The sequence below is a fragment of the Streptomyces sp. NPDC018263 genome, assembly GCF_055562575.1.
In genome coordinates this window covers 427,192-448,743 of the sequence record NZ_JBVHFA010000003.1, presented here as the reverse complement: position 1 = coordinate 448,743, position 21,552 = coordinate 427,192, and the positions used below count along the sequence as shown (strand labels likewise).

Genomic DNA, 21,552 nt, shown 5'->3' with positions numbered 1-21,552 from the left:
CGGGGGTAGTCGCACAACCATCGTCCCCCTCTGCGTGTCGTGCATAGCGGCGGACTGTGGGCACAATTGGTTTCGGCGTCGGACAGCGTGCAACGGATGGGGAGGCAGGGACGACGGTGGCGGAACGCAGCACGGCTGCCGTCGACGTGGCAGACAACAGCGGTGACGAGCCGCTGACCGCCAAGGCGGATCAGGCCACGGCCGACGGGGTGGCCAAAAACCCGGAGCGGGACACGGACATCGACCAGACGCAGGGGAGAGGCGGCGCGGAGGAGTCCGGCAGGGCGTCCTCGTCCACCGAGTTGCACAGCGGTCACAAGCTCGCCAGGCGCTACCGCCTGGAGGAGTGCGTCACCCGTCTGGACGGATTCAGCAGTTGGCGTGCGGTCGACGAGAAACTTCGCCGTGCCGTCGGTGTGCACATCCTGCCCGCCGACCATGTACGCGCCCGTGCCGTGCTGGCAGCCGCCCGTTCGGCGGCGCTGCTCGGTGACCCGCGCTTCGTCCAGGTCCTCGACGCGGTCGAGGAGAACGACCTCGTCTACGTCGTCCATGAGTGGCTGCCCGACGCCACCGAGCTGACCGCCCTGCTCGCGTCCGGGCCGCTGGAGCCGCACGACGCCTACCAGATGGTCAGTCAGGTCGCGGCCGCCATGGCCGCCGCCCACCGCGAGGGCCTCTCCCATCTGCGGCTGAACCCGAACGCGGTGCTGCGCACGTCCTCCGGACAGTGGCGCATCCGCGGCCTCGCCGTGAACGCCGCCCTGCGCGGGGTCGGCTCCGACACACCGCAGCGCACGGACACCGAGGCGATCGGCGCCCTGCTGTACGCGGCGCTGACGCAGCGCTGGCCCTACGAGAGCGACGCCTACGGGCTGGCCGGCCTGCCCAAGGACATCGGCCTCATCGCGCCCGACCAGGTGCGAGCCGGAATCCACCGGGGGCTGTCCGAGCTGGCGATGCGCGCGCTCGTCAACGACGGCGCGACCGCCTCCCGGCACGAGGCCGCGTGCACGACGCCGGAGGAGCTGGTCAAAGCAATCAGTGAGATGCCGCGTGTGCGGCCGCCGGAGCCCGCGTTCAGTGGTCCCCCGGAGTACCAGCGGACGACCTACCAGCAGGGCACCTACGGCCGTCCCTCGGCGCACGCGGGCGGCGCCCAGCCCGTCGTGCCCCCGCCGGCCCCGCTCCAGAGCCGCACCGGCAAGGCCCTGAAGTGGGCGGTCTCCGCCCTCCTCATCGCCGCGCTCGGCCTCGGAAGCTGGCAGCTCGCGGACGCCCTGATGGACCGCGGCAAGAACTCCGACGACACCAACACCACGCAGACGCAGGACGACGGCGACAAGGGCGCGGCCAAGGCGGCACCGCAGCCGGTGAAGATCCAGAGTGCCCAGGAGTTCGTCGCCGCGGGTGGCGCCCAGCACCCGGCCGACGTCGCCAAGACCTACGACGGGGACACGTCGACGGCCTGGCGGACCAAGACCTTCAACAGCGGTCCCGAGATCGCCCCCCTGAAGCCGGGCGTGGGCATCGTCTACGACCTCGGCTCGGCAACGGACGTCGACGCCGCCACGGTCGGACTGCGCTACTCCGGCGACCACACCACGGTCGACCTCTACACCTCCGACTCGGCACCCGTGTCGCTGGACTCGATGCACAAGGCCGGCAGCAGCACCACCACGGGCACCACCGCCACGGTGAAGCCGAGCAAGCCGGTGAAGGCGCGGTACGTCCTGGTCTGGCTGACGGCCGTTCCCATGTCCGGCCCCGACGCGGCCACCTACTCGGGCGCTGGCTACAAGCAGGCCATCACCGAAGTCCATTTCACGGGCTGACGTCCCGTCCGACACGGAGGGGGACGATGGCAGGCGCCAGTCGGTACGGCGAGGTTCGGGACGAGGATCTGCTCGCCCGGCATGTGCAGGGTGACCCGGATGCCTTCGCGGAGATCGTGCGGAGGCACCGGGACCGGCTGTGGGCGGTCGCGCTGCGGACGCTGGGGGACCGGGAGGAGGCCGCCGACGCGGTGCAGGACGCGCTGGTGTCGGCGTACCGGGCCGCGCACACCTTCCGGGGGCAGTCGGCCGTCACGACCTGGCTGCACCGGATCACGGTGAACGCCTGTCTGGACCGCATCCGCAAGGCCGCCTCGCGGAAGACCGCGCCCGTCGACGACCCCGAGCGCCTGGAACAACTCCTGGAGCCGCACGAGTCCGCCTCCGCCCCGGCGGAGCGCAACGACCTCCACCGCCAGCTCCTGGAGGCTCTCGGTACCCTTCCCGCCGAACAGCGGGCCGCGCTGGTCCTGGTGGACATGCAGGGCTACCCCGTCGCCGAGGCCGCCCGGGTCCTGGACGTGCCCACAGGGACGGTGAAGAGCCGCTGCGCACGGGGGCGGGCCAGACTCCTCCCCCTGCTCACCCATCTGCGGCCGGGCGCCGCCGGCGACGGTGGAAAAGAACCCGTGGCGGGACGGAACCGGGTGCACGGGGCATCCGTCCCACCTCCGACAGGATCTGCGGGCGAGGGAACCGAAGACTCCGGGCCGAATGGTTCAGCCGTCGTGAAGGGCGGAGGTGGGCGAGCATGACGTCCTCGACGGACACGACCGGACACCCGGACGTCGCCGAGATCTCCGACCTGGCCGAGGGGCTCCTCCCGCCGCCCCGCAGCGCGGAACTGCGGCGCCACCTGGAGGGCTGCGAGACGTGCGCCGAGGTCCACGCGGCGCTGACGGAGATCCAGGGGTTGCTGGGTGACGTCCCGGACGTGCCCCCGATGCCCGCCGACATCGCGGACCGGATAGACGCCGCCCTCGCCGCCGAGGCAGCGGGGAGGACCGAGCAGGCGGACCCGGGAAGCCCCGGCCGTCATGTTTCACGTGAAACACCGACCGCACCGGACCGCCCCGCCAAGCTCTCTCGCGCCACCACCGGCCCCGGCCGGAAAGAGCGCTCTAGGAGTCGTCGCCGGACAGCCGCGCTGGGCGCCGTGCTCACCGCCGCCGTCCTCGGAGCCGGCTCCCTGCTCGTGCAGTCCCTCGGCGGCAACAACGCGTCCGACAAGGCGGCGCAGAGCACGGCCGCGTCCGCCGTCGGCATGTTCTCCGGGGCGAGTGTGAAGAGCCAGGTGTCGGACCTGCTCACCGCCAGGGAGGGGCTACAGCGGGGCAGTCAGCGCCCGCAGCAGGACGCGGAGACGGACCTGGCGCCCTCGGGGCCTGCGCAGAGCGCGAACACGCTGATCCAGTCCGAGGTGCCGGTGCCCGACTGCGTCCGGCGAGCGCTCCGCTCCGGTGAAACGGTTCTGGGAGCGAAGAGCGGCACCTACGCAGACAAGAGCGCCTACCTCCTCGTAGTGCCCGACAAGGCCGACAGCAAGCGCGTCACGGCCTATGTGGTCGACGCCTCCTGTACGTCCAAGCGGACCGCGGCCGCCGGAAGTGTGCTCCTGAAGCAGACTCTCGTCCGTTCTTGATATGGCGCGGGCGTCGTCTCCGCCCGCCTGTCCCCGCCCGCACGGTGTGACCCGTCGCGTGGCCGGACATCAGGGGAATGTGCGCCCCTTAGGATCGGTTGGGTGGTGTGAGAGTCCCGGCAGGGGCTCCCACCGGTCGGCCGACACAGACCAGAGACGAGGAACCAAGCCGTGAGCGACGTCCGTAATGTGATCATCATCGGCTCCGGGCCCGCGGGCTACACGGCGGCGCTGTACACCGCGCGTGCGTCCCTGAAGCCCCTGGTGTTCGAGGGTGCCGTCACCGCCGGTGGCGCGCTGATGAACACCACCGAGGTGGAGAACTTTCCGGGCTTCCCCAACGGCATCATGGGCCCCGAGCTGATGGACAACATGCGGGCGCAGGCCGAGCGCTTCGGCGCCGAACTGCTGCCGGACGACATCGTCTCCGTCGACCTGACCGGCGACGTGAAGACCGTCACCGACACCGCGGGCACGGTCCACCGGGCCAAGGCGGTCATCGTCGCCACCGGCTCCCAGCACCGCAAGCTCGCGCTGCCCAACGAGGACGCGTTGTCCGGACGTGGCGTCTCGTGGTGCGCCACCTGTGACGGCTTCTTCTTCCGGGACCAGGACATCGCCGTGATCGGCGGCGGCGACACCGCGATGGAGGAGGCGACCTTCCTCTCCCGGTTCGCCAAGTCGGTGACCATCATCCACCGTCGGGACACCCTGCGCGCCTCCAAGGCGATGCAGGAGCGCGCCTTCAACGACCCGAAGATCAAGTTCGCCTGGGACAGCGAGGTCGTCGAGATCCTGGGCGAGCAGAAGCTCACCGGGCTGAAGCTGCGCAACCTCAAGACCGGCGAACTGTCCGACCTGCCCGTCACGGGTCTGTTCATCGCCATCGGCCACGACCCGCGCACCGAGCTGTTCAAGGGCCAGCTCGACCTGGATGCGGAGGGCTACCTCAAGGTCGAGGCGCCCTCCACCCGGACCAACCTGCCCGGCGTCTTCGCCGCGGGTGACGTGGTCGACCACACCTACCGCCAGGCGATCACCGCGGCCGGCACCGGCTGTGCCTCGGCCCTGGACGCCGAGCGCTACCTCGCGTCCCTGCTGGACGAGGGCGGCCACGCCGAGCCCGAGAAGACCGCCGTCTGACTTACCCCCTTCCCCCACCGAATGATCAAGTGAGGAGCCCGCTGTGGCCGGCACCGTGAAGAAAACGACTGACGACTCCTTCGACGAGGATGTCCTCAAGAGCGACAAGCCCGTCCTGGTGGACTTCTGGGCCGAGTGGTGCGGTCCGTGCCGCCAGATCGCCCCGTCCCTGGAGGCCATCGCCGCCGAGCACGGCGACAAGATCCAGATCGTCAAGCTGAACATTGACGAGAACCCGGCCACGGCCGCCAAGTACGGCGTCATGTCCATCCCGACGCTGAACGTCTACCAGGGCGGCGAGGTCGTCAAGACGATCGTCGGCGCCAAGCCGAAGGCGGCGCTCGTCCGCGACCTGGACGACTTCATCTCCGGCTGACGTTTCACGTGAAACATGGCTCACGAAGGGGCCGGCCCATCAGGGTCGGCCCCTTCGTCATGTCCGTGATCCTGAGCCTGCCCGGACCGTCACAGCGGCCGTAGCGCCGGCTCCTTGTGCACGGCGCCCAGCAGTCGGTCGAGGGCCATCTCGACGTCTTCCTTCCAGGACAGCGTGGAACGCAGTTCCAGACGGAGCCGGGGGTGCCGGGAGTGCTGGCGCACCGTCTTGAAGCCGACAGCCAGAAGATGGTCGGCCGGCAGCAGACAGGCGGGCTCTTTCCAGCGGGTGTCGCCGAACGCCTCGATGGCCTTGAAGTTCCGGCGCAGCAGATCCTTGGCAACCGCCTGCACCAGCATCCGCCCCAGTCCCTGCCCCTGGTAGCCGGGCATGATGAACGACGTGATGAGCTGAACGGCGTCCGGCGAGACCGGGCTCGTGGGGAACGCCGTGGCACGCGGCACATAGGCCGCCGGGGCGTAGAGCACGAAGCCGACCGGTACGTCGTCCACATAGGCGACCCGGCCGCAGGAGCCCCAGTCCAGCAGGACGGCGGAGATCCAGGACTCCTTCTCCACCTCCGCAGTGCCCTCGCGCACCGCGGCCTCCCCGGTGACCGGGTCCAGTTCCCAGAACACGCAGGAACGACACCGCTGGGGGAGATCCTTGAGATTGTCCAGCGTGAGCGGTACGAGCCGACGCCCCATGAAAGACGTTCCTCGCTTCCTTCGCCGGGTCACATCCGCTCGCATCGTATCCACGATGGGATTGCCTAGATACCGGCGCAAAGCAAAGAGCGGACCGTGTTCCGGTACACACCGGACACGGCCCGCTCGTGCGGCCTCGCTGCGGGCGGCCTCGCTGTCGGCCTCCTGGCGTAGCCCTACTCCTCGGAGTCGTCCTCCTGGAGCCCCTTCGGCAGGATCGGCCCCTCCCCCGGAGCCAGGGTGCCGAGGATGCGCTCCAGATCGTCCACCGAGGCGAACTCGACGGTGATCTTGCCCTTCTTCTGACCGAGGTCGACCTTCACCCGGGTCTCGAACCGGTCGGAGAGCCGGGTCGCCAGATCACTCAGCGCCGGGGAGACCAGGGCGCCGGCCCGAGGACCCTTGGCGCGCTGGGTCCGCTGGGGGCGGGAGCCCATCAGGGTCACGATCTCCTCGACCGCCCGCACCGACAGCCCCTCGGCCACGATGCGGTGCGCCAGCCGGTCCTGCTCCTCGGAGTCCTCCACGGACAGCAACGCCCGCGCGTGACCGGCCGAGAGCACGCCCGCGGCGACCCTCTTCTGCACGGTCGCCGAAAGCTTCAACAGCCGCAGGGTGTTGGAGATCTGCGGCCGAGAGCGCCCGATCCGGTCGGCCAACTGGTCGTGGGTGCAGTTGAAGTCCTTGAGCAACTGGTCGTAGGCGTGCGCCTCTTCCAGCGGGTTCAACTGCGCGCGGTGCAGGTTCTCCAGCAGGGCGTCCAGCAGCAGCTTCTCGTCGTCCGTGGCACGGACGATCGCCGGAATGGACTCCAGCTCCGCCTCACGGCTGGCGCGCAGACGGCGCTCACCCATGATCAGTTCATAGCGATCGTCGCCCAGTTCCCGTACGACCACGGGCTGGAGCAGGCCGACCTCCTTGATGGAGATGACCAGTTCGTTGAGCGCGTCCTCGTCGAAGACCTCGCGCGGCTGGCGGGGGTTCGGCGTGATGGAGTCGAGCGGCAGCTCGGCGAAGTAGGCACCGGCGGGCGATGCGGGCCGCTCGTCGGCCGAACTCGCCGGGGCTTCCTCAGGCTCCGGAGCCGCCGACGGCAGGGCGCCGCCCCGGCCGATGCCGGTGGGCCTGCGGTCGGGCGACAGAGCCGGACCCGATGCCGAGGCGGCGGACGAACCGCCACCCAGCACGGCCGAAGCCGGGATCTTCTCGGTCGGTGCTGCGGGGATCAGTGCGCCAAGTCCTCGGCCCAGCCCCCTTCGTCGTTCACTCACTGCATCCCCTCCACCATGTTCGGGTCGTTCTGGGTGCCGAGGTGGGCCTGGGTCGGGTCATAGCTGACCCCCACGCCCCTCAGCGCGATCTCTCGGGCGGCCTCAAGGTAGGAGAGCGCCCCGCTCGATCCTGGATCGTAGGTCAGCACCGTCTGCCCGTAGCTCGGCGCCTCGGAGATACGGACCGAGCGGGGAATGCTCGTCCGCAGCACCTCGTCGCCGAAGTGGGTGCGCACCTCTTCCGCGACCTGGGAGGCGAGGCGGGTCCGGCCGTCGTACATGGTGAGCAGGATCGTCGACACATGCAGGGACTGGTTGAGGTGGCCCCGCACCAGGTCGACGTTGCGCAGGAGTTGGCCCAGGCCCTCCAGCGCGTAGTACTCGCACTGGATCGGGATGAGGACTTCCTGGCCGGCCACGAGCGCGTTGACCGTCAGCAGGCCCAGCGACGGCGGGCAGTCGATGAGGATGTAGTCCAACGGCTGCTCATACGCCTGGATGGCGCGCTCCAGCCGGCTCTCGCGAGCCACCAGGGAGACCAGCTCGATCTCCGCGCCGGCGAGGTCGATCGTGGCGGGAGCGCAGAAGAGACCCTCGACATCGGGCACGGGCTGGACGACCTCGGCCAGGGGCCGACTGTCCACCAGCACGTCGTAGATGGAGGGAACTTCCGCGTGGTGGTCGATCCCCAGTGCCGTGGAGGCGTTTCCCTGCGGGTCCAGGTCGATCACCAGGACCCGGCCGCCGTGCAGCGCGAGGGAGGCGGCCAGATTGACGGTCGTCGTGGTCTTGCCGACGCCGCCCTTCTGGTTGGCGACCACGATGACTCGGGTCTCCTCCGGCCTCGGCATGCCTTCTGCGGCACGGCCCAGGGCGTCGACCGCCACTTGGGCCGCACGACCGATGGGAGTGTCGTCCATCGGAGGCGGTGTTTCACGTGAAACATCCGTCCCCCTCGATTCGGTACGGGGACCGGGGACCGGATCGGTCATCGGTCCCGCGATGTTGGCGTCGGACCGCAAGGATTCACTCTCCTCGACTACAGGCTCGCAATGAACAGAGCCTCCCATGCCTTCGGGGGCGTGAACCAGTGAGCCCTGTCCTTCTGTGGAGAAGTCCACCTCTGTGGACAACTTCGGTACCCCTCCGAGTGAACCCAGAGGGCGCCGGTCGAGGGGTTCTGCCGCGGCGCGACCGCGACTGATGATGCCGTGCAGCAAGGAGCGACGTTTCACGTGAAACACGATGCACAGCCACGAGGACGGGTGCTCCGCGACACTCCGACCCGAACCGCCGACTAGCCCGGCCGAGGCGGCTTGCTGAAGCCCCCAGCACACCAGGGCAAGAAAAATGCGCCCCCGGCGTCAGCCGAAGGCGCACCCTCCACAACTCAGCGACGCCGCCGCGTCCGGCTCGTCCGGGCCGCCTTGGCTCGCTTGGCGGCGAAGCGGACGCCGCCGGGGCTCTCGCCGACCTCCACCCGGACCACGGTGGACAGCGGGTCCACCACCCCCTCGCCCACGTGGAGCACGGAGGTGGCGACCGCGCCGAGCTTGCTGAGCGCGGTGGACGCCGCCTTCAGCTCCTCCTCCGCGGTGTCACCCTTGAGCGCCAGCATCTCGCCGTAGGGCCGCAGCAGCGGGATGCCCCAGGTGGCCAGGCGGTCGAGCGGGGCCACGGCGCGCGCGGTCACCACATGGACCGGCGGCACCTTGCCCAGCATCTCCTCCGCGCGCCCACGGACCACGGTGACGTGATCCAGGCCCAGCAGCTCCACGACCTCGGTGAGGAACGTGGTGCGCCGCAGCAGCGGCTCCAGCAGGGTGATGTTCAGGTCGTCCCGGACCAGGGCCAGCGGAATGCCCGGCAGTCCCGCACCCGAGCCGACATCGCACACCGTCACCCCCTCGGGAACGGCCTCGGAGAGTACCGCGCAGTTCAGCAGGTGCCGCTCCCACAGCCGGGGCACCTCCCGCGGACCGATCAGGCCACGCTGAACGCCTGCCTCGGCCAGCAGCTCCGCATAGCGGACCGCATCGTCGAAGCGATCGCCAAACACTTCCCGCGCCTGTTCGGGCGCGGGGGGAAGCTCCGCTGCCTCCGTCACGGGGACCGTCCTTCCGTACCGCGCCGGTGCTTCACGCACCGGCCCTCAGAACTACCAGGCTGACAAAGTTCGGCCCCGTCTGTTGGTCAGACGGGGCCGATGGAACCATGGGGCCGATCAGGCGGGCAGCACGACGACGAACCGCTGGGGCTCCTCGCCCTCGGACTCGCTGCGCAGTCCCGCGCCCTTGATCGCGTCGTGGACGACCTTACGCTCGAACGGGGTCATCGGCTTGAGCTTGACCGGCTCACCGGAGCTCTTGACCTCGGCCGCCGCCTTGGCGCCCAGCTCGGCCAGCTCGGTGCGCTTCTGCGCCCGGTAGCCCGCGATGTCCAGCATCAGCCGGCTGCGGTCACCGGTCTCGCGGTGCACGGCCAGGCGCGTCAGCTCCTGGAGGGCCTCCAGCACCTCGCCGTCCCGGCCGACCAGCTTCTGCAGGTCGCGGCCCGGCGCGTCGCTGATGATCGAGACGGAGGCGCGGTCGGCCTCCACGTCCATGTCGATGTCGCCGTCGAGATCGGCGATGTCCAGCAGACCCTCGAGGTAGTCCGCAGCGATCTCACCCTCCTGCTCCAGGCGGGTGAGGGTGTCTGCACCCTCGGCGGCGGCGGTGGTGGTGCCTTCCGTCACGGGATGGGCTCCTTCTTACTTCTTGGACGGGGACTTGGGCCGCTGGCCACCCTTGCGCTGCCCGGACTGGGCCTTGCTGCGGGTGCCGGAACCGGGCTTCGGAGTCTGCTTGGGAGGCGCGGGCTTGGCGTCCTGCGGCTCCTCGGACTTGGTCAGCGAGGGCGAGGAGGTGGGTTCATCGGCCGGCTCGTCCTCGTGCGACTGCTTCGGTCCCGACTGGCGCTGGGACTTGCTCTGCCGCTTGGGCTGCTGACGGCGCGGGGCGCCGGCGGCCGCGATGGGCGTGCCGTCCTCGGTCTGGGCGACGGCCTGGCTGTCGCTCTTGACCACGTTGCCGTCGGCCTGGGCGGTGAGACCGGCCTTGGTGAGGGAGTTGATGAACTTCCGCTCGGCTTCGTTGCGGTCGCGGCCCTTGGCGACGATCGCCTTGACGATCACCCGAGCGCTGCGGCTGCGGACCTTGCCGTGGTGCGTGACGTGACCGGTCAGACGCTCCAGGTAGGCGGCCTGCGCCTTGGAGCCCGGAGTCGGGTTGTTGCGGATGACGTACATCTGCTGGCCCATGGTCCACACGTTGGTGGTCAGCCAGTAGACGAGGACACCGACCGGGAAGTTGATGCCGAAGACGGCGAACATGATCGGGAAGACGTACATCAGCATCTTCTGCTGCTGCATGAACGGGGTCTTCACCGAGGTGTCGACGTTCTTCGTCATAAGCTGGCGCTGCGTGTAGAACTGCGACGCCGACATGAGGACGATCATGATGGCGGTGACGACCCGCACATCGGTGACGGTGGCGTGCAGCGCGGCCAGCGTGTCGGCGTTGTCCTTGAACTTCGCCGCGAGCGGGGCACCGAAGATGTGGGCCTTACGGGCGCTCTCCAGCAGCGAGTCGTTGATGACGCCGATGGTCTTGCCCGACGCGATGCCGTTGAGCACGTGGTACAGGGCGAAGAAGAACGGCGACTGCGCCAGGATGGGAAGGCACGAGGAGAGCGGGTTGGTACCCGACTCCTTGTACAGCTTCATCATCTCTTCGGACTGGCGCTGCTTGTCGTTCTTGTAGCGCTCCTGGATCTTCTTCATCTCCGGCTGGAGCGTCTGCATCGCGCGCGTCGCCTTGATCTGCTTCACGAAGAGCGGGATCAGGCAGATGCGGATCAGTACCACCAGGGACACGATGGACAGGCCCCAGGCCCAACCCGTGTCCGGGCCGAAGATGGCCCCGTACACCGTGTGGAACTGGACGATGACCCAGGAGACGGGTGTCGTGATGAAGCTGAAGAAGCTGGCAATCGTGTCCACTAATCATGCTCCTTGGGCATGGGACGAGTTCTCTGCGGCCGGGCCCGAAGGTGGCTCGGAAGAAAGCTTCGCCTCGGTGGCCGGTTCGGCGGAGTTCCCGCCCTTGCGTGCGCCCCAGGCGTTGCGCAGCATTTCGTGCCACCGCGGGCGCTTGCGCGGCGGGACATGGTCCACACCGCCCAGCGACCACGGATTGCAGCGGAGAATGCGCCAGGCCGTGAGAGCTGTTCCCTTGATGGCACCGTGCCGGTCGATGGCCGTGTAGCCGTAATGGGAGCACGACGGGTAGTACTTGCACACCGGCCCCAGCAGCGGACTGATCGTCCACTGGTACAACTTGATCAGAGCCAGTAGCGGGTACTTCATCGCGTGCCCCCTCCCAGTAGCCGCTGAAGAGCGGCGTCCAGGTCTTGGGCCAGCCGTGCGTGGTCCGCGTCGCCCGATCCGGGCAGCGCGCGTACGACTACCAGGCTACCGGGGGGAAACAGGGCGACTCGGTCACGCATCAGGTGACGCAGTCTGCGCTTGACGGTATTGCGGACGACCGCGTTGCCCACGGCCTTGCTCACGACGAAACCCGCACGCGTCGGGGGAGCGCTCTCCCCAGGCGCGTGCGGGTCCGTGGCACCGCTACGAAGGTGGACGACGAGAGTCGGACGACCGGCCCGGCGTCCTCGTCGTACCGCGGATGCGAAGTCCTCGCGCCGCCTCAGCCGGTTTTCGCGGGGCAGCACGATGTCATGACCTGATCGGGATCAGGCGGACAGACGGGCGCGACCCTTGCTGCGGCGGGTCGCCAGGATGGCGCGGCCGGCACGGGTACGCATACGCAGCCGGAAGCCGTGGGTCTTCGCGCGACGACGGTTGTTCGGCTGGAAGGTGCGCTTGCTCACTCGGGGGCTCCAGAAAATCGGTAGTGGCGGGGTGCCGTCCTGGCTGTCACCGTGCGCCCACGAGTAGCTCGCGTCACGCCCGAGTGCACCGCTTCCCGATCACCTGAAGCGATCTGTGCCCATCGGAGGCAGGCGGCAGCAGCCATCGACAACTCGACCTGGTTACGGTACGCGCGGCTACGCCATCCGGTCAAACCGGCGCCCGTCGGGGGAGACTGTCCACAGGCTGGGGACAACAACTTGAACCCTACCGGCTGCCCTGACTACCGTGGCTGGACTCCGATTCGTTCCCTTGTCCCCGCACGACCGGGATTGCCCGGCCCAGTCCGGCCCGTCCACCGATTTTCATCCCGACCCATCCCACAACCACACGTTCGTGGGACCTGCGAGAGAGCGTGCCCTGTGGCTGACGTACCTGCCGATCTTGCCGCAGTGTGGCCACGCGTACTGGAGGAACTCCTGGGCGAGGGCCGGGGCCAGGGTGTCGAGACCAAGGACGAGCACTGGATCAGGCGCTGCCAGCCGCTGGCCCTGGTCGCGGACACCGCCCTGCTGGCGGTGCCGAACGAATTCGCCAAGGGCGTACTGGAGGGCCGCCTGGCGCCGGTCGTCAGCGAGACCCTCAGCCGTGAGTGCGGCCGGCCCATCAGGATCGCCATCACGGTGGACGACTCCGTCGGCGGCCCCCCGGCCCCCCAGCCCGCCGGCGGCCACGAGCCGCCGGACCCCCGTGACCAGCGCGAACGTGACCAGCGCGAGCGCGAACAGAGCGGCCCGCCGCGCTACGAGGAGCCGGAACTGCCCTCCGGCCCCTACGAGGGCTACGGCCGCCACCGCGCCGACGACCAGCTGCGCCCGGACGACGGCCCGGCCGGCCGCGGCGAGCGCCCGCCGGCTGCGCGCGAGGAGCGGATGCCGACGGCCCGCCCCACCTACCCGGCCGAGTACCAGCGCCCCGAGCCGGGCGCCTGGCCGCGCTCCGGCCAGGACGACTACGGCTGGCAGCAGCCCCGCCTCGGCTACCCCGAGCGCGACCCCTACGCCTCCCCGTCCCAGGACTCCTACGGCGGCGCGCCGGACTACCGCGCGCCCGGCCGCGAGCGCCAGGGATACGAGCAGCAGCGTTCCGACTACGACGCCCCGCGCCCGGAGTACGGGGCGCCGCGTGCCGAGTACGACCAGCGCGACCCGGTCCGGCGCGAGCGGCCCGCGCCGCCCTCCGACAGCGGTGCCGGGCGGCGCGGCGGCGGGACCGGGCGTCCCGAGCTGCCGTCCACCGGCCGCGGCGGCTCCGGCTCGTCGTCCTCCCCTTCGCCGAGTTCGCCGAGCACCGGTGGCCCGGGCGAGCCGACCGCGCGGCTGAACCCGAAGTACCTCTTCGACACCTTCGTCATCGGTGCCTCCAACCGCTTCGCGCACGCGGCGGCGGTGGCCGTCGCCGAGGCGCCGGCCAAGGCGTACAACCCCCTCTTCATCTATGGGGAGTCGGGGCTCGGCAAGACGCACCTGCTGCACGCGATCGGGCACTATGCGCGCAGCCTGTACCCCGGCACGCGGGTGCGGTACGTCAGCTCGGAGGAGTTCACCAACGAGTTCATCAACTCCATCCGCGACGGCAAGGGCGACAGCTTCCGCAAGCGGTACCGGGAGATGGACATCCTGCTCGTCGACGACATCCAGTTCCTCGCGGACAAGGAGTCGACGCAGGAGGAGTTCTTCCACACCTTCAACACCCTGCACAACGCCAACAAGCAGATCGTGCTGTCCTCCGACCGGCCGCCCAAGCAGCTCGTCACCCTGGAGGACCGGCTGCGCAACCGCTTCGAGTGGGGCCTGATCACCGACGTCCAGCCGCCCGAGCTGGAGACGCGGATCGCGATCCTGCGCAAGAAGGCGGTGCAGGAGCAGCTCAACGCCCCGCCGGAGGTGCTGGAGTTCATCGCCTCCCGGATCTCGCGGAACATCCGTGAGCTGGAGGGCGCCCTGATCCGGGTGACGGCCTTCGCCTCGCTCAACCGGCAGCCGGTGGACCTGGGACTCACCGAGATCGTCCTCAAGGACCTGATCCCCGGCGGCGAGGACTCCGCCCCCGAGATCACGGCGCCGGCCATCATGGGGGCGACCGCGGACTACTTCGGTCTCACGGTGGACGACCTGTGCGGCACCTCGCGCGGCCGCGCGCTGGTCACCGCCCGGCAGATCGCCATGTATCTGTGCCGCGAGCTGACCGACCTGTCGCTGCCGAAGATCGGCGCGCAGTTCGGCGGCCGCGACCACACCACCGTCATGCACGCGGACCGCAAGATCCGGGCGCTGATGGCCGAGCGGCGCTCGATCTACAACCAGGTGACCGAGCTGACGAACCGCATCAAGAACGGCTGACCCAGCCGCGTACGGGCCCTGAGGGCGCTCCGGGAGGTCTCCGGGGCGCCCTTCGCCGTTCCTACGGGGAAGCGTTCACGGGCCAGAGCCCCCGCCCCGTCCCCAACCCCCGTGTCCCACCAGCAACCTTGTGTTCGATTCCCCCTCGGGTTACGGCCTCCCTCCACAGATTTGCCGACTTTCTTCCGCCCACAGGCTGGGGACTGTGAAGTTGTCCCAAGCTGCGTCCACAGGGAGGCTGGGGGTTGGGCATCTGCGCAGCTCAGAGGGCTGTGGATTCGTGGACGAACGATCTCCACAGGGTGTGGACAGAGACTCCGTCCACACCCTGTGCGTAACGTTGTCCACGGCTCGGCCCACAGGTTGGGGGCGGTTGTCCCCAGCAGAAGCCAGCTTCTCCACATCACTGTCCACTGTTCGGCAACATCACGGGGCCGGTCACTGCGTCGAGTGAAAGCCGTCACACGAAACTGCCAACAGCTCCTGTGGGAAACGGCGCCAAACCTGGGGACGCATCTGGGGAGAACTCGCCCTGTCCTGGGGACGGTGTGTGCAGAACTTTCTGTTCTCCACAGAAGGGCCGAGTTGTCCACCGGCTCCACCCACAGGGGCAGTGGATAAAATTTGGGGCCTGACCTGCGAAAACGGGGTTATCCACGGTATCCACAGGCCCTACTACTACTCCCGACTAGAGAGAGCTAGGAATCCGTTTCGAAGCGGGGCCTGTGCACAACTCGCTGTTTCGCCCTCGGCTGCCGCTCGGCCCGACTTGACCCCGACCGGCACCTGCTGTCAGTGCGGTGCGTCAGACTGGTCACCGGTGTCCTTCCCCTCGCAACGGGAGGCGACACCGAGTCGGAGGACTCAGAAGGCAACAGCAGGAGGCGGCTTACGGTGAAGATCCGGGTGGAACGCGACGTACTCGCGGAGGCAGTGGCGTGGGCGGCACGCAGCCTCCCGGCCCGTCCGCCGGCGCCTGTCCTCGCCGGCCTGCTGCTGAAGGCCGAGGAGGGCCAGCTCAGCCTGTCGGGCTTCGACTACGAGGTCTCCGCCCGGGTGGGCGTCGAGGCCGAGGTCGAGGAGGAGGGCACGGTCCTGGTCTCCGGCCGGCTGCTCGCCGACATCTGCCGCGCGCTGCCCAACCGCCCGGTGGAGATCTCCACCGACGGTGTGCGGGCCACCGTGGCCTGCGGCTCCTCGCGGTTCACCCTCCACACCCTGCCGGTGGAGGAGTACCCGGCGCTGCCGCAGATGCCGACCGCCACGGGCACCGTCCCCGGCGAGGTCTTCGCGGCCGCCGCGTCCCAGGTGGCCATCGCCGCCGGGCGCGACGACACGCTGCCCGTCCTCACCGGTGTGCGCATCGAGATCGAGGGCGACACCGTCACCCTGGCCTCCACCGACCGCTACCGCTTCGCGGTCCGCGAGTTCCTGTGGAAGCCGGAGAACCCGGACGCCTCCGCGGTCGCGCTGGTCCCCGCCAAGACGCTCCTGGACACCGCCAAGTCGCTCGGCGCCGGTGACAGCGTCACCCTGGCGCTCTCCGGCTCCGGCTCGGGCGAGGGCCTGATCGGCTTCGAGGGCGCCGGCCGCCGCACCACCACGCGGCTGCTCGAGGGCGACCTGCCGAAGTACCGCACCCTGTTCCCGACGGAGTTCAACTCGGTCGCCGTGATCGAGACCGCCCCCTTCGTGGAGGCCGTCAAGCGCGTCGCCCTGGTCGCCGAGCGGAACACCCCGGTGCGCCTCAGCTTCGAGCAGGGCGTGCTGATCCTGGAGGCCGGCTCCAGCGACGACGCACAGGCTGTGGAAAGGGTCGACGCCCAGCTCGACGGCGACGACATCTCGATCGCCTTCAACCCGACCTTCCTGCTGGACGGTCTGAGCGCGATCGACTCCCCCGTGGCCCAGCTCTCGTTCACCACCTCGACCAAGCCGGCGCTGCTCAGCGGCAAGCCCGCGCTGGACGCGGAGGCGGACGACGCCTACAAGTACCTGATCATGCCGGTGCGCCTGAGCGGCTGAGCCGGGCCCCGCTGCCGGCCCAGGTGACAAAAGCCCAGGTGGGAGCGTACGAATGAGCGCCGATACCCACAGTTGTGCATGACGGGGCGCCGTTAGGCTCGGTGCCGGGCACCCACGTGCCCGGCACGCCACACAGCGACCTAAGGAACAACTGATGGAGCTCGGTCTCGTCGGCCTCGGCAAGATGGGCGGCAACATGCGCGAGCGCATCCGCCGCGCAGGCCACACCGTCATCGGATACGACCGCAACGCGGACCTCGCGGACGTCCACAGCCTCGAAGAGCTTGTGGGCAAGCTCAGCGCCCCGCGCGTGGTCTGGGTGATGGTCCCGGCGGGCGAGGCGACGCAGGGAGTCGTCGACCGGCTCGGCGAGCTGCTGGAGCCCGGCGACGTGGTCGTGGACGGCGGCAACTCCCGCTGGACGGACGACGAGAAGCACGCCGAGGAGCTGGCGGCCAAGGGCATAGGCTTCGTCGACTGCGGCGTCTCCGGCGGCGTCCACGGCCTGGCCAACGGCTACGCCCTGATGTACGGCGGTGACGAGGAGAACGTCGCCAAGGTGCGGCCCGTCTTCGACGCGCTGAAGCCCGAGGGCGACTTCGGCTCCGTGCACGCCGGCAAGGTCGGCGCGGGCCACTTCGCCAAGATGGTCCACAACGGCATCGAGTACGCCATGATGCAGGCGTACGCCGAGGGCTGGGAGCTGCTGGAGAAGGTCGACTCCGTGGAGAACGTCCGCGAGATCTTCCGCTCCTGGCAGGAGGGCACGGTCATCCGCTCCTGGCTGCTCGACCTCGCGGTCAACGCGCTGGACGACGACGAGCACCTGGAGGGCCTGCGGGGCTACGCGCAGGACTCCGGTGAGGGACGCTGGACGGTGGAGGCCGCGATCGACAACGCGGTGCCGCTGCCCGCGATCACCGCGTCGCTGTTCGCGCGGTTCGCCTCGCGGCAGGACGACTCGCCGCAGATGAAGATGATCGCCGCCCTGCGCAACCAGTTCGGCGGCCACGCGGTGGAGAAGAAGTCGTAACCAGGCAGAAGAAGTGGTCCACAGGGTCGCCCCGGCGATCCACAGGCTGTTGAGGGAGGTCGGCGCACGACCATGCACGTCACGCATCTTTCGCTGGCCGACTTCCGCTCGTACGCCCGGGCCGAGGTTCCGCTCGGCTCGGGCGTCACCGCCTTCGTGGGCCCCAACGGTCAGGGCAAGACCAACCTCGTCGAGGCCGTCGGCTACCTGGCCACCCTCGGCAGCCACCGGGTCTCCGCCGACGCCCCCCTGGTCCGCATGGGCGCCGAGCGTGCCGTGGTCCGGGCGCAGGTCCGCCAGGGCGAGCGGCAGCAGTTGGTGGAGCTGGAGCTGAACCCCGGCCGCGCCAACCGGGCCCGGATCAACCGGTCCTCGCAGGTCAGGCCGCGTGACGTGCTGGGCATCGTGCGGACCGTGCTGTTCGCGCCCGAGGACCTCGCGCTGATCAAGGGCGACCCCGGTGAACGCCGCCGCTTCCTGGACGAGCTGATCACCGCGCGCTCCCCGCGCATGGCGGGCGTCCGCTCCGACTACGAGCGGGTGCTCAAGCAGCGCAACACCCTGCTGAAGTCGGCCGCCCTCGCGCGCCGGCACGGCGGCCGATCCATGGACCTCTCCACCCTCGACGTGTGGGACCAGCACCTCGCGCACGCGGGCGCCGAGCTGCTGGCGCAGCGCCTGGACCTGATCGCGGTGCTCCAGCCGCTCGCCGACAAGGCGTACGAGCAGCTCGCCCCCGGCGGCGGGCCCGTCGCGCTGGAGTACAAGTCCTCCGCGCCCGGCACCGCGCACACCCGCGAGGAGCTGGCCGGGCAACTGCTGGCCGCGCTCGCCGAGGCGCGCAAGCAGGAGATCGAGCGGGGCGTGACCCTGGTCGGCCCGCACCGCGACGACCTGGTGCTGCGCTTGGGCCGTCTGCCCGCCAAGGGCTACGCCTCGCACGGCGAGTCCTGGTCCTACGCGCTCGCGCTGCGCCTGGCCTCCTACGACCTGCTGCGGGCCGAGGGCAACGAGCCGGTGCTGATCCTGGACGACGTCTTCGCCGAGCTGGACGCCCGCCGCCGGGAGCGGCTGGCCGAGCTGGTGGCGCCCGGCGAGCAGGTGCTGGTGACGGCGGCGGTCGACGACGACGTGCCGCACGTCCTGGCGGGCGCCCGGTACGCGGTGTCCGACGGCACGGTGGAGCCGGCATGAGCGAGAGCGGCGAGCGGGACCGCAAGGCGCCGGAGCCGTCCGGTGTCGACCTCGCGCGCGTGGCGCTGCGCGCGGCGAAGGAGCAGGCACGCGCGCGGGGGGACGCGGCGCGGCAGAAGAAGCAGGCGCGGCGCGGTGGCGGCCTGCGCTCGGGCGCGCGGGCGGACGGCCGCGACCCGATGGCGCTGGGCGCCGCGATCAACCGGCTGCTGAACGAGCGCGGCTGGGAGGCCCCGGCGGCGGTCGGCGGTGTGATGGGCCGCTGGCCGCAGATCGTCGGCGAGGACCTGGCGAAGCACTGTGTGCCGCAGCGGTACGACGAGGACGAGCGGGTGCTGTCGGTCGCCTGCGACTCCACGGCGTGGGCGACGCAGCTCCGGCTGCTGGCGCCGACGCTCGTGGCCCGGCTGAACGAGGACCTCGGGCACGGCACGGTCCGGATGATCAAGGTGAGCGGACCGGGCGCCCCGGTGCGCCGTTACGGGCCCCTCAGGGCCCCTGGAAGCGCCGGTCCGGGCGACACCTACGGGTGACGTACCTCACGTCTGACCAGTGCGGCGTACGGGCACTCCCCGGCCGTACGGGTGTGCGGATCACCGGCCGATCATGGGTCGACCCCCCGATGGACAAGGGCTGACGGCCCGAAGCCCTGAGCGCCGCTGTGAGCCCCTCCCAGCCCCCTTCCCCATATCGGGACCCGGTCGGGGCCGGTTCAGGGCGGCACATGCGGACTCAGGTGCCCGCAAGCCCCCATCATTGTCGGCGCTACCGGTAGACTGGAAGGCGATCCCGCCCCAATCGTGGGGACCGTCCGGGAAAAGCTGAGCAACGCTGATTCAGGGCTTACCAACGCAACATGCCGCAGCCGCTCCGGCAACCCTCCTTCCGGAGGGCGCGCACCCGCAAGGAGCGCTCGTGCTGTGCCAGAAAGGGCGCTTCGTGGCCGATTCCGGCAACCCCAACGAGAACATTCCTTCCACCGACGCCGGCGTCATCGGCGAGGCAGTCGTCGCCTCGTACGACGCCAGCGCCATCACCGTGCTCGAAGGGCTGGACGCGGTCCGCAAGCGCCCCGGCATGTACATCGGTTCCACCGGTGAGCGCGGTCTGCACCACCTGGTGTACGAGGTCGTCGACAACTCCGTCGACGAGGCGCTGGCCGGGCACGCGGACACCATCGACGTGACGATCCTGCCCGACGGCGGGGTCCGTGTGGTGGACAACGGCCGAGGCATCCCGGTCGGCATCGTGGCCTCCGAGGGCAAGCCGGCCCTGGAGGTCGTGCTGACCGTGCTGCACGCGGGCGGCAAGTTCGGCGGCGGCGGCTACGCCGTCTCCGGCGGTCTGCACGGTGTGGGCGTGTCCGTGGTGAACGCGCTGTCCATGAAGGTCGCCGTCGAGGTGAAGACGGACGGCTACCGCTGGACGCAGGACTACAAGATGGGCGTCCCCACGGCGCCGCTGGTGAAGAACGAGGCGACCGAGGAGACCGGCACGTCGGTCACCTTCTGGGCCGACCCGGAGATCTTCGAGACCACGGAGTACTCCTTCGAGACGCTGTCCCGGCGTTTCCAGGAGATGGCGTTCCTCAACAAGGGCCTGACGATCAGGCTCACCGACGAGCGCGAGTCGGCGAAGGCCACGAGCGGCGCGGACGAGGCGGGCGCGGACGAGAAGGCCGAGGTCAAGTCGGTCACGTACCGCTACGACGGCGGCATCGTCGACTTCGTGACGTACCTGAACTCCCGCAAGGGCGACGTCGTGCACCCGACCGTCGTCTCGCTGGAGGCGGAGGACAAGGACAAGAGCCTGTCCCTCGAGGTCGCCATGCAGTGGAACGGCGGATACAGCGAGGGTGTCTACTCCTTCGCCAACATCATCCACACCCACGAGGGCGGCACCCACGAGGAGGGCTTCCGGGCCGCGCTGACCTCGCTGATCAACAAGTACGCGCGCGACAAGAAGCTGCTGCGCGAGCGGGACGACAACCTCACCGGTGACGACATCCGCGAGGGCCTGACCGCGATCATCTCGGTCAAGCTGAGCGAGCCGCAGTTCGAGGGCCAGACCAAGACCAAGCTGGGCAACACCGAGGCCAAGACCTTCGTGCAGCGCGCGGTCTACGAGCACCTCAACGACTGGCTGGACCGCAACCCGGTCGAGGCGGCGGACATCATCCGCAAGGGCATCCAGGCGGCCACCGCGCGTGTGGCGGCCCGCAAGGCCCGTGACCTCACCCGGCGCAAGGGTCTGCTGGAGTCCGGCGCGCTGCCGGGCAAGCTGTCCGACTGCCAGTCGAACGACCCGTCCAAGTGCGAGATCTTCATCGTCGAGGGCGACTCCGCCGGCGGTTCGGCCAAGTCCGGCCGCAACCCGCAGTACCAGGCGATCCTCCCGATCCGCGGCAAGATCCTCAACGTCGAGAAGGCGCGGATCGACAAGATCCTGCAGAACCAGGAGATCCAGGCGCTGATCTCGGCCTTCGGCACGGGTGTGCACGAGGACTTCGACATCGAGAAGCTGCGCTATCACAAGATCATCCTGATGGCGGACGCCGACGTCGACGGCCAGCACATCAACACCCTGCTGCTGACCTTCCTGTTCCGCTTCATGCGGCCGCTGGTCGAGGCCGGTTTCGTGTACCTCTCCCGTCCCCCGCTCTACAAGATCAAGTGGGGCCGGGACGACGTGGAGTACGCGTACTCCGACCGCGAGCGCGACGCGCTGATCGAGATGGGCCGCCAGCGTGGCAAGCGCATCCGCGAGGACTCCATCCAGCGCTTCAAGGGTCTGGGTGAGATGAACGCGGAGGAGCTGCGCGTGACCACGATGGACCCGGAGCACCGCGTCCTCGGCCAGGTCACCCTCGACGACGCCGCCCAGGCCGACGACCTGTTCTCGGTCCTGATGGGCGAGGACGTCGAGGCGCGCCGCCTCTTCATCCAGCGCAACGCCAAGGACGTCCGCTTCCTCGACATCTGAGTCGGTCCCGGCTGACCGCACCAGGGA

20 protein-coding genes are annotated in these 21,552 nt (G+C 69.7%); 11 read left to right on the top strand and 9 right to left on the bottom strand.

All coding sequences use genetic code 11. From position 1 onward, the window contains the following. The first annotated feature begins 116 nt into the window (after window positions 1–116). From ACZ3HQ_RS11175 to trxA, 5 genes are all read left to right on the top strand, one after another. Complete coding sequence (locus ACZ3HQ_RS11175) at window positions 117–1,835, top strand: protein kinase family protein (protein ID WP_467509578.1); 1,719 nt, start codon at window positions 117–119, stop codon at window positions 1,833–1,835. A 26-nt stretch (window positions 1,836–1,861) separates the two neighbouring features. Beyond that, entirely contained in the window at window positions 1,862–2,590 is a 729-nt protein-coding gene (sigM, locus tag ACZ3HQ_RS11170) for an RNA polymerase sigma factor SigM (protein ID WP_467509576.1), read from the top strand. Then, window positions 2,587–3,477: an anti-sigma factor family protein gene (locus tag ACZ3HQ_RS11165; protein ID WP_467509574.1), complete on the top strand. Its 891-nt coding sequence runs from the start codon at window positions 2,587–2,589 to the stop codon at window positions 3,475–3,477. Before sigM ends, ACZ3HQ_RS11165 begins: the two co-directional genes overlap by 4 nt. A 171-nt stretch (window positions 3,478–3,648) precedes the next feature. Further along, entirely contained in the window at window positions 3,649–4,620 is a 972-nt protein-coding gene (trxB, locus tag ACZ3HQ_RS11160) for a thioredoxin-disulfide reductase (RefSeq protein WP_030806039.1), read from the top strand. Between the two features lie 43 nt (window positions 4,621–4,663). Then, on the top strand, window positions 4,664–4,996 hold the full coding sequence (trxA, locus tag ACZ3HQ_RS11155; RefSeq protein WP_161187265.1) for a thioredoxin: 333 nt from the start codon (window positions 4,664–4,666) through the stop codon (window positions 4,994–4,996). An 89-nt stretch (window positions 4,997–5,085) separates the two neighbouring features. Here trxA and ACZ3HQ_RS11150 read toward each other — a convergent pair whose 3' ends face one another. From ACZ3HQ_RS11150 to rpmH, 9 genes are all read right to left on the bottom strand, one after another. Further along, window positions 5,086–5,703, bottom strand: a complete 618-nt coding sequence (locus ACZ3HQ_RS11150) for a GNAT family N-acetyltransferase (RefSeq protein ID WP_467509572.1) — start codon at window positions 5,701–5,703, stop codon at window positions 5,086–5,088. Between the two features lie 176 nt (window positions 5,704–5,879). Beyond that, complete coding sequence (locus ACZ3HQ_RS11145) at window positions 5,880–6,974, bottom strand: ParB/RepB/Spo0J family partition protein (RefSeq protein ID WP_467509570.1); 1,095 nt, start codon at window positions 6,972–6,974, stop codon at window positions 5,880–5,882. After that, the gene (locus ACZ3HQ_RS11140; protein ID WP_161187262.1) at window positions 6,971–8,044 is read right to left on the bottom strand and encodes a ParA family protein; all 1,074 of its coding nucleotides are present in this window, start codon (window positions 8,042–8,044) and stop codon (window positions 6,971–6,973) included. Before ACZ3HQ_RS11140 ends, ACZ3HQ_RS11145 begins: the two co-directional genes overlap by 4 nt. 320 nt (window positions 8,045–8,364) lie before the next feature. Then, a complete protein-coding gene (gene rsmG / locus ACZ3HQ_RS11135) occupies window positions 8,365–9,081 on the bottom strand; it encodes a 16S rRNA (guanine(527)-N(7))-methyltransferase RsmG (RefSeq protein WP_467509568.1) in 717 nt (238 codons plus the stop codon). Between the two features lie 117 nt (window positions 9,082–9,198). Next, a complete protein-coding gene (locus tag ACZ3HQ_RS11130; RefSeq protein WP_350900818.1) occupies window positions 9,199–9,711 on the bottom strand; it encodes a Jag family protein in 513 nt (170 codons plus the stop codon). Between the two features lie 15 nt (window positions 9,712–9,726). Further along, window positions 9,727–11,016, bottom strand: a complete 1,290-nt coding sequence (gene yidC, locus ACZ3HQ_RS11125; protein WP_467509566.1) for a membrane protein insertase YidC — start codon at window positions 11,014–11,016, stop codon at window positions 9,727–9,729. Between the two features lie 3 nt (window positions 11,017–11,019). Next, window positions 11,020–11,382: a membrane protein insertion efficiency factor YidD gene (gene yidD / locus ACZ3HQ_RS11120; RefSeq protein ID WP_398076817.1), complete on the bottom strand. Its 363-nt coding sequence runs from the start codon at window positions 11,380–11,382 to the stop codon at window positions 11,020–11,022. Next, a complete protein-coding gene (gene rnpA / locus ACZ3HQ_RS11115; protein ID WP_467509564.1) occupies window positions 11,379–11,750 on the bottom strand; it encodes a ribonuclease P protein component in 372 nt (123 codons plus the stop codon). Before rnpA ends, yidD begins: the two co-directional genes overlap by 4 nt. Before the next feature lie 21 nt (window positions 11,751–11,771). Beyond that, complete coding sequence (gene rpmH, locus ACZ3HQ_RS11110; protein ID WP_003975051.1) at window positions 11,772–11,909, bottom strand: 50S ribosomal protein L34; 138 nt, start codon at window positions 11,907–11,909, stop codon at window positions 11,772–11,774. Window positions 11,910–12,311: 402 nt separating this feature from the next. Here rpmH and dnaA point away from each other — a divergent pair, with 402 nt between their 5' ends. The 6 genes from dnaA to gyrB all read left to right on the top strand — a co-directional run bounded on the left by dnaA (window position 12,312) and on the right by gyrB (window position 21,525). Next, window positions 12,312–14,291 (top strand): chromosomal replication initiator protein DnaA, encoded by a 1,980-nt coding sequence (gene dnaA, locus ACZ3HQ_RS11105; RefSeq protein ID WP_467509562.1) that lies wholly within the window; start codon window positions 12,312–12,314, stop codon window positions 14,289–14,291. A gap of 894 nt (window positions 14,292–15,185) precedes the next feature. Continuing rightward, a complete protein-coding gene (gene dnaN, locus ACZ3HQ_RS11100; RefSeq protein ID WP_467509560.1) occupies window positions 15,186–16,316 on the top strand; it encodes a DNA polymerase III subunit beta in 1,131 nt (376 codons plus the stop codon). A gap of 154 nt (window positions 16,317–16,470) precedes the next feature. Continuing rightward, window positions 16,471–17,349 carry a phosphogluconate dehydrogenase (NAD(+)-dependent, decarboxylating) gene (gene gnd, locus ACZ3HQ_RS11095; RefSeq protein ID WP_467509558.1) on the top strand — a complete coding sequence of 293 codons (879 nt, stop codon included), beginning with the start codon at window positions 16,471–16,473 and terminating at the stop codon, window positions 17,347–17,349. Between the two features lie 72 nt (window positions 17,350–17,421). Beyond that, entirely contained in the window at window positions 17,422–18,543 is a 1,122-nt protein-coding gene (recF, locus tag ACZ3HQ_RS11090) for a DNA replication/repair protein RecF (protein WP_467509556.1), read from the top strand. Further along, window positions 18,540–19,076: a DciA family protein gene (locus ACZ3HQ_RS11085; RefSeq protein ID WP_467509555.1), complete on the top strand. Its 537-nt coding sequence runs from the start codon at window positions 18,540–18,542 to the stop codon at window positions 19,074–19,076. The genes recF and ACZ3HQ_RS11085 overlap by 4 nt, the downstream gene beginning before the upstream one ends. A gap of 382 nt (window positions 19,077–19,458) precedes the next feature. Next, window positions 19,459–21,525 carry a DNA topoisomerase (ATP-hydrolyzing) subunit B gene (gyrB, locus tag ACZ3HQ_RS11080; protein WP_467509553.1) on the top strand — a complete coding sequence of 689 codons (2,067 nt, stop codon included), beginning with the start codon at window positions 19,459–19,461 and terminating at the stop codon, window positions 21,523–21,525. Window positions 21,526–21,552 lie beyond the last annotated feature (27 nt).

What these genes read in the sequence shown, in the direction of transcription:
- ACZ3HQ_RS11150 (WP_467509572.1), bottom strand. Translation starts at nt 5,703, where the DNA reads ATGGGGCGTCGGCTCGTACCGCTCACGCTGGACAATCTCAAGGATCTC.
- recF (WP_467509556.1), top strand. Translation starts at nt 17,422, where the DNA reads ATGCACGTCACGCATCTTTCGCTGGCCGACTTCCGCTCGTACGCCCGG.
- ACZ3HQ_RS11140 (WP_161187262.1), bottom strand. Translation starts at nt 8,044, where the DNA reads ATGGGAGGCTCTGTTCATTGCGAGCCTGTAGTCGAGGAGAGTGAATCC.
- ACZ3HQ_RS11165 (WP_467509574.1), top strand. Translation starts at nt 2,587, where the DNA reads ATGACGTCCTCGACGGACACGACCGGACACCCGGACGTCGCCGAGATC.
- sigM (WP_467509576.1), top strand. Translation starts at nt 1,862, where the DNA reads ATGGCAGGCGCCAGTCGGTACGGCGAGGTTCGGGACGAGGATCTGCTC.
- ACZ3HQ_RS11085 (WP_467509555.1), top strand. Translation starts at nt 18,540, where the DNA reads ATGAGCGAGAGCGGCGAGCGGGACCGCAAGGCGCCGGAGCCGTCCGGT.
- yidD (WP_398076817.1), bottom strand. Translation starts at nt 11,382, where the DNA reads ATGAAGTACCCGCTACTGGCTCTGATCAAGTTGTACCAGTGGACGATC.
- gnd (WP_467509558.1), top strand. Translation starts at nt 16,471, where the DNA reads ATGGAGCTCGGTCTCGTCGGCCTCGGCAAGATGGGCGGCAACATGCGC.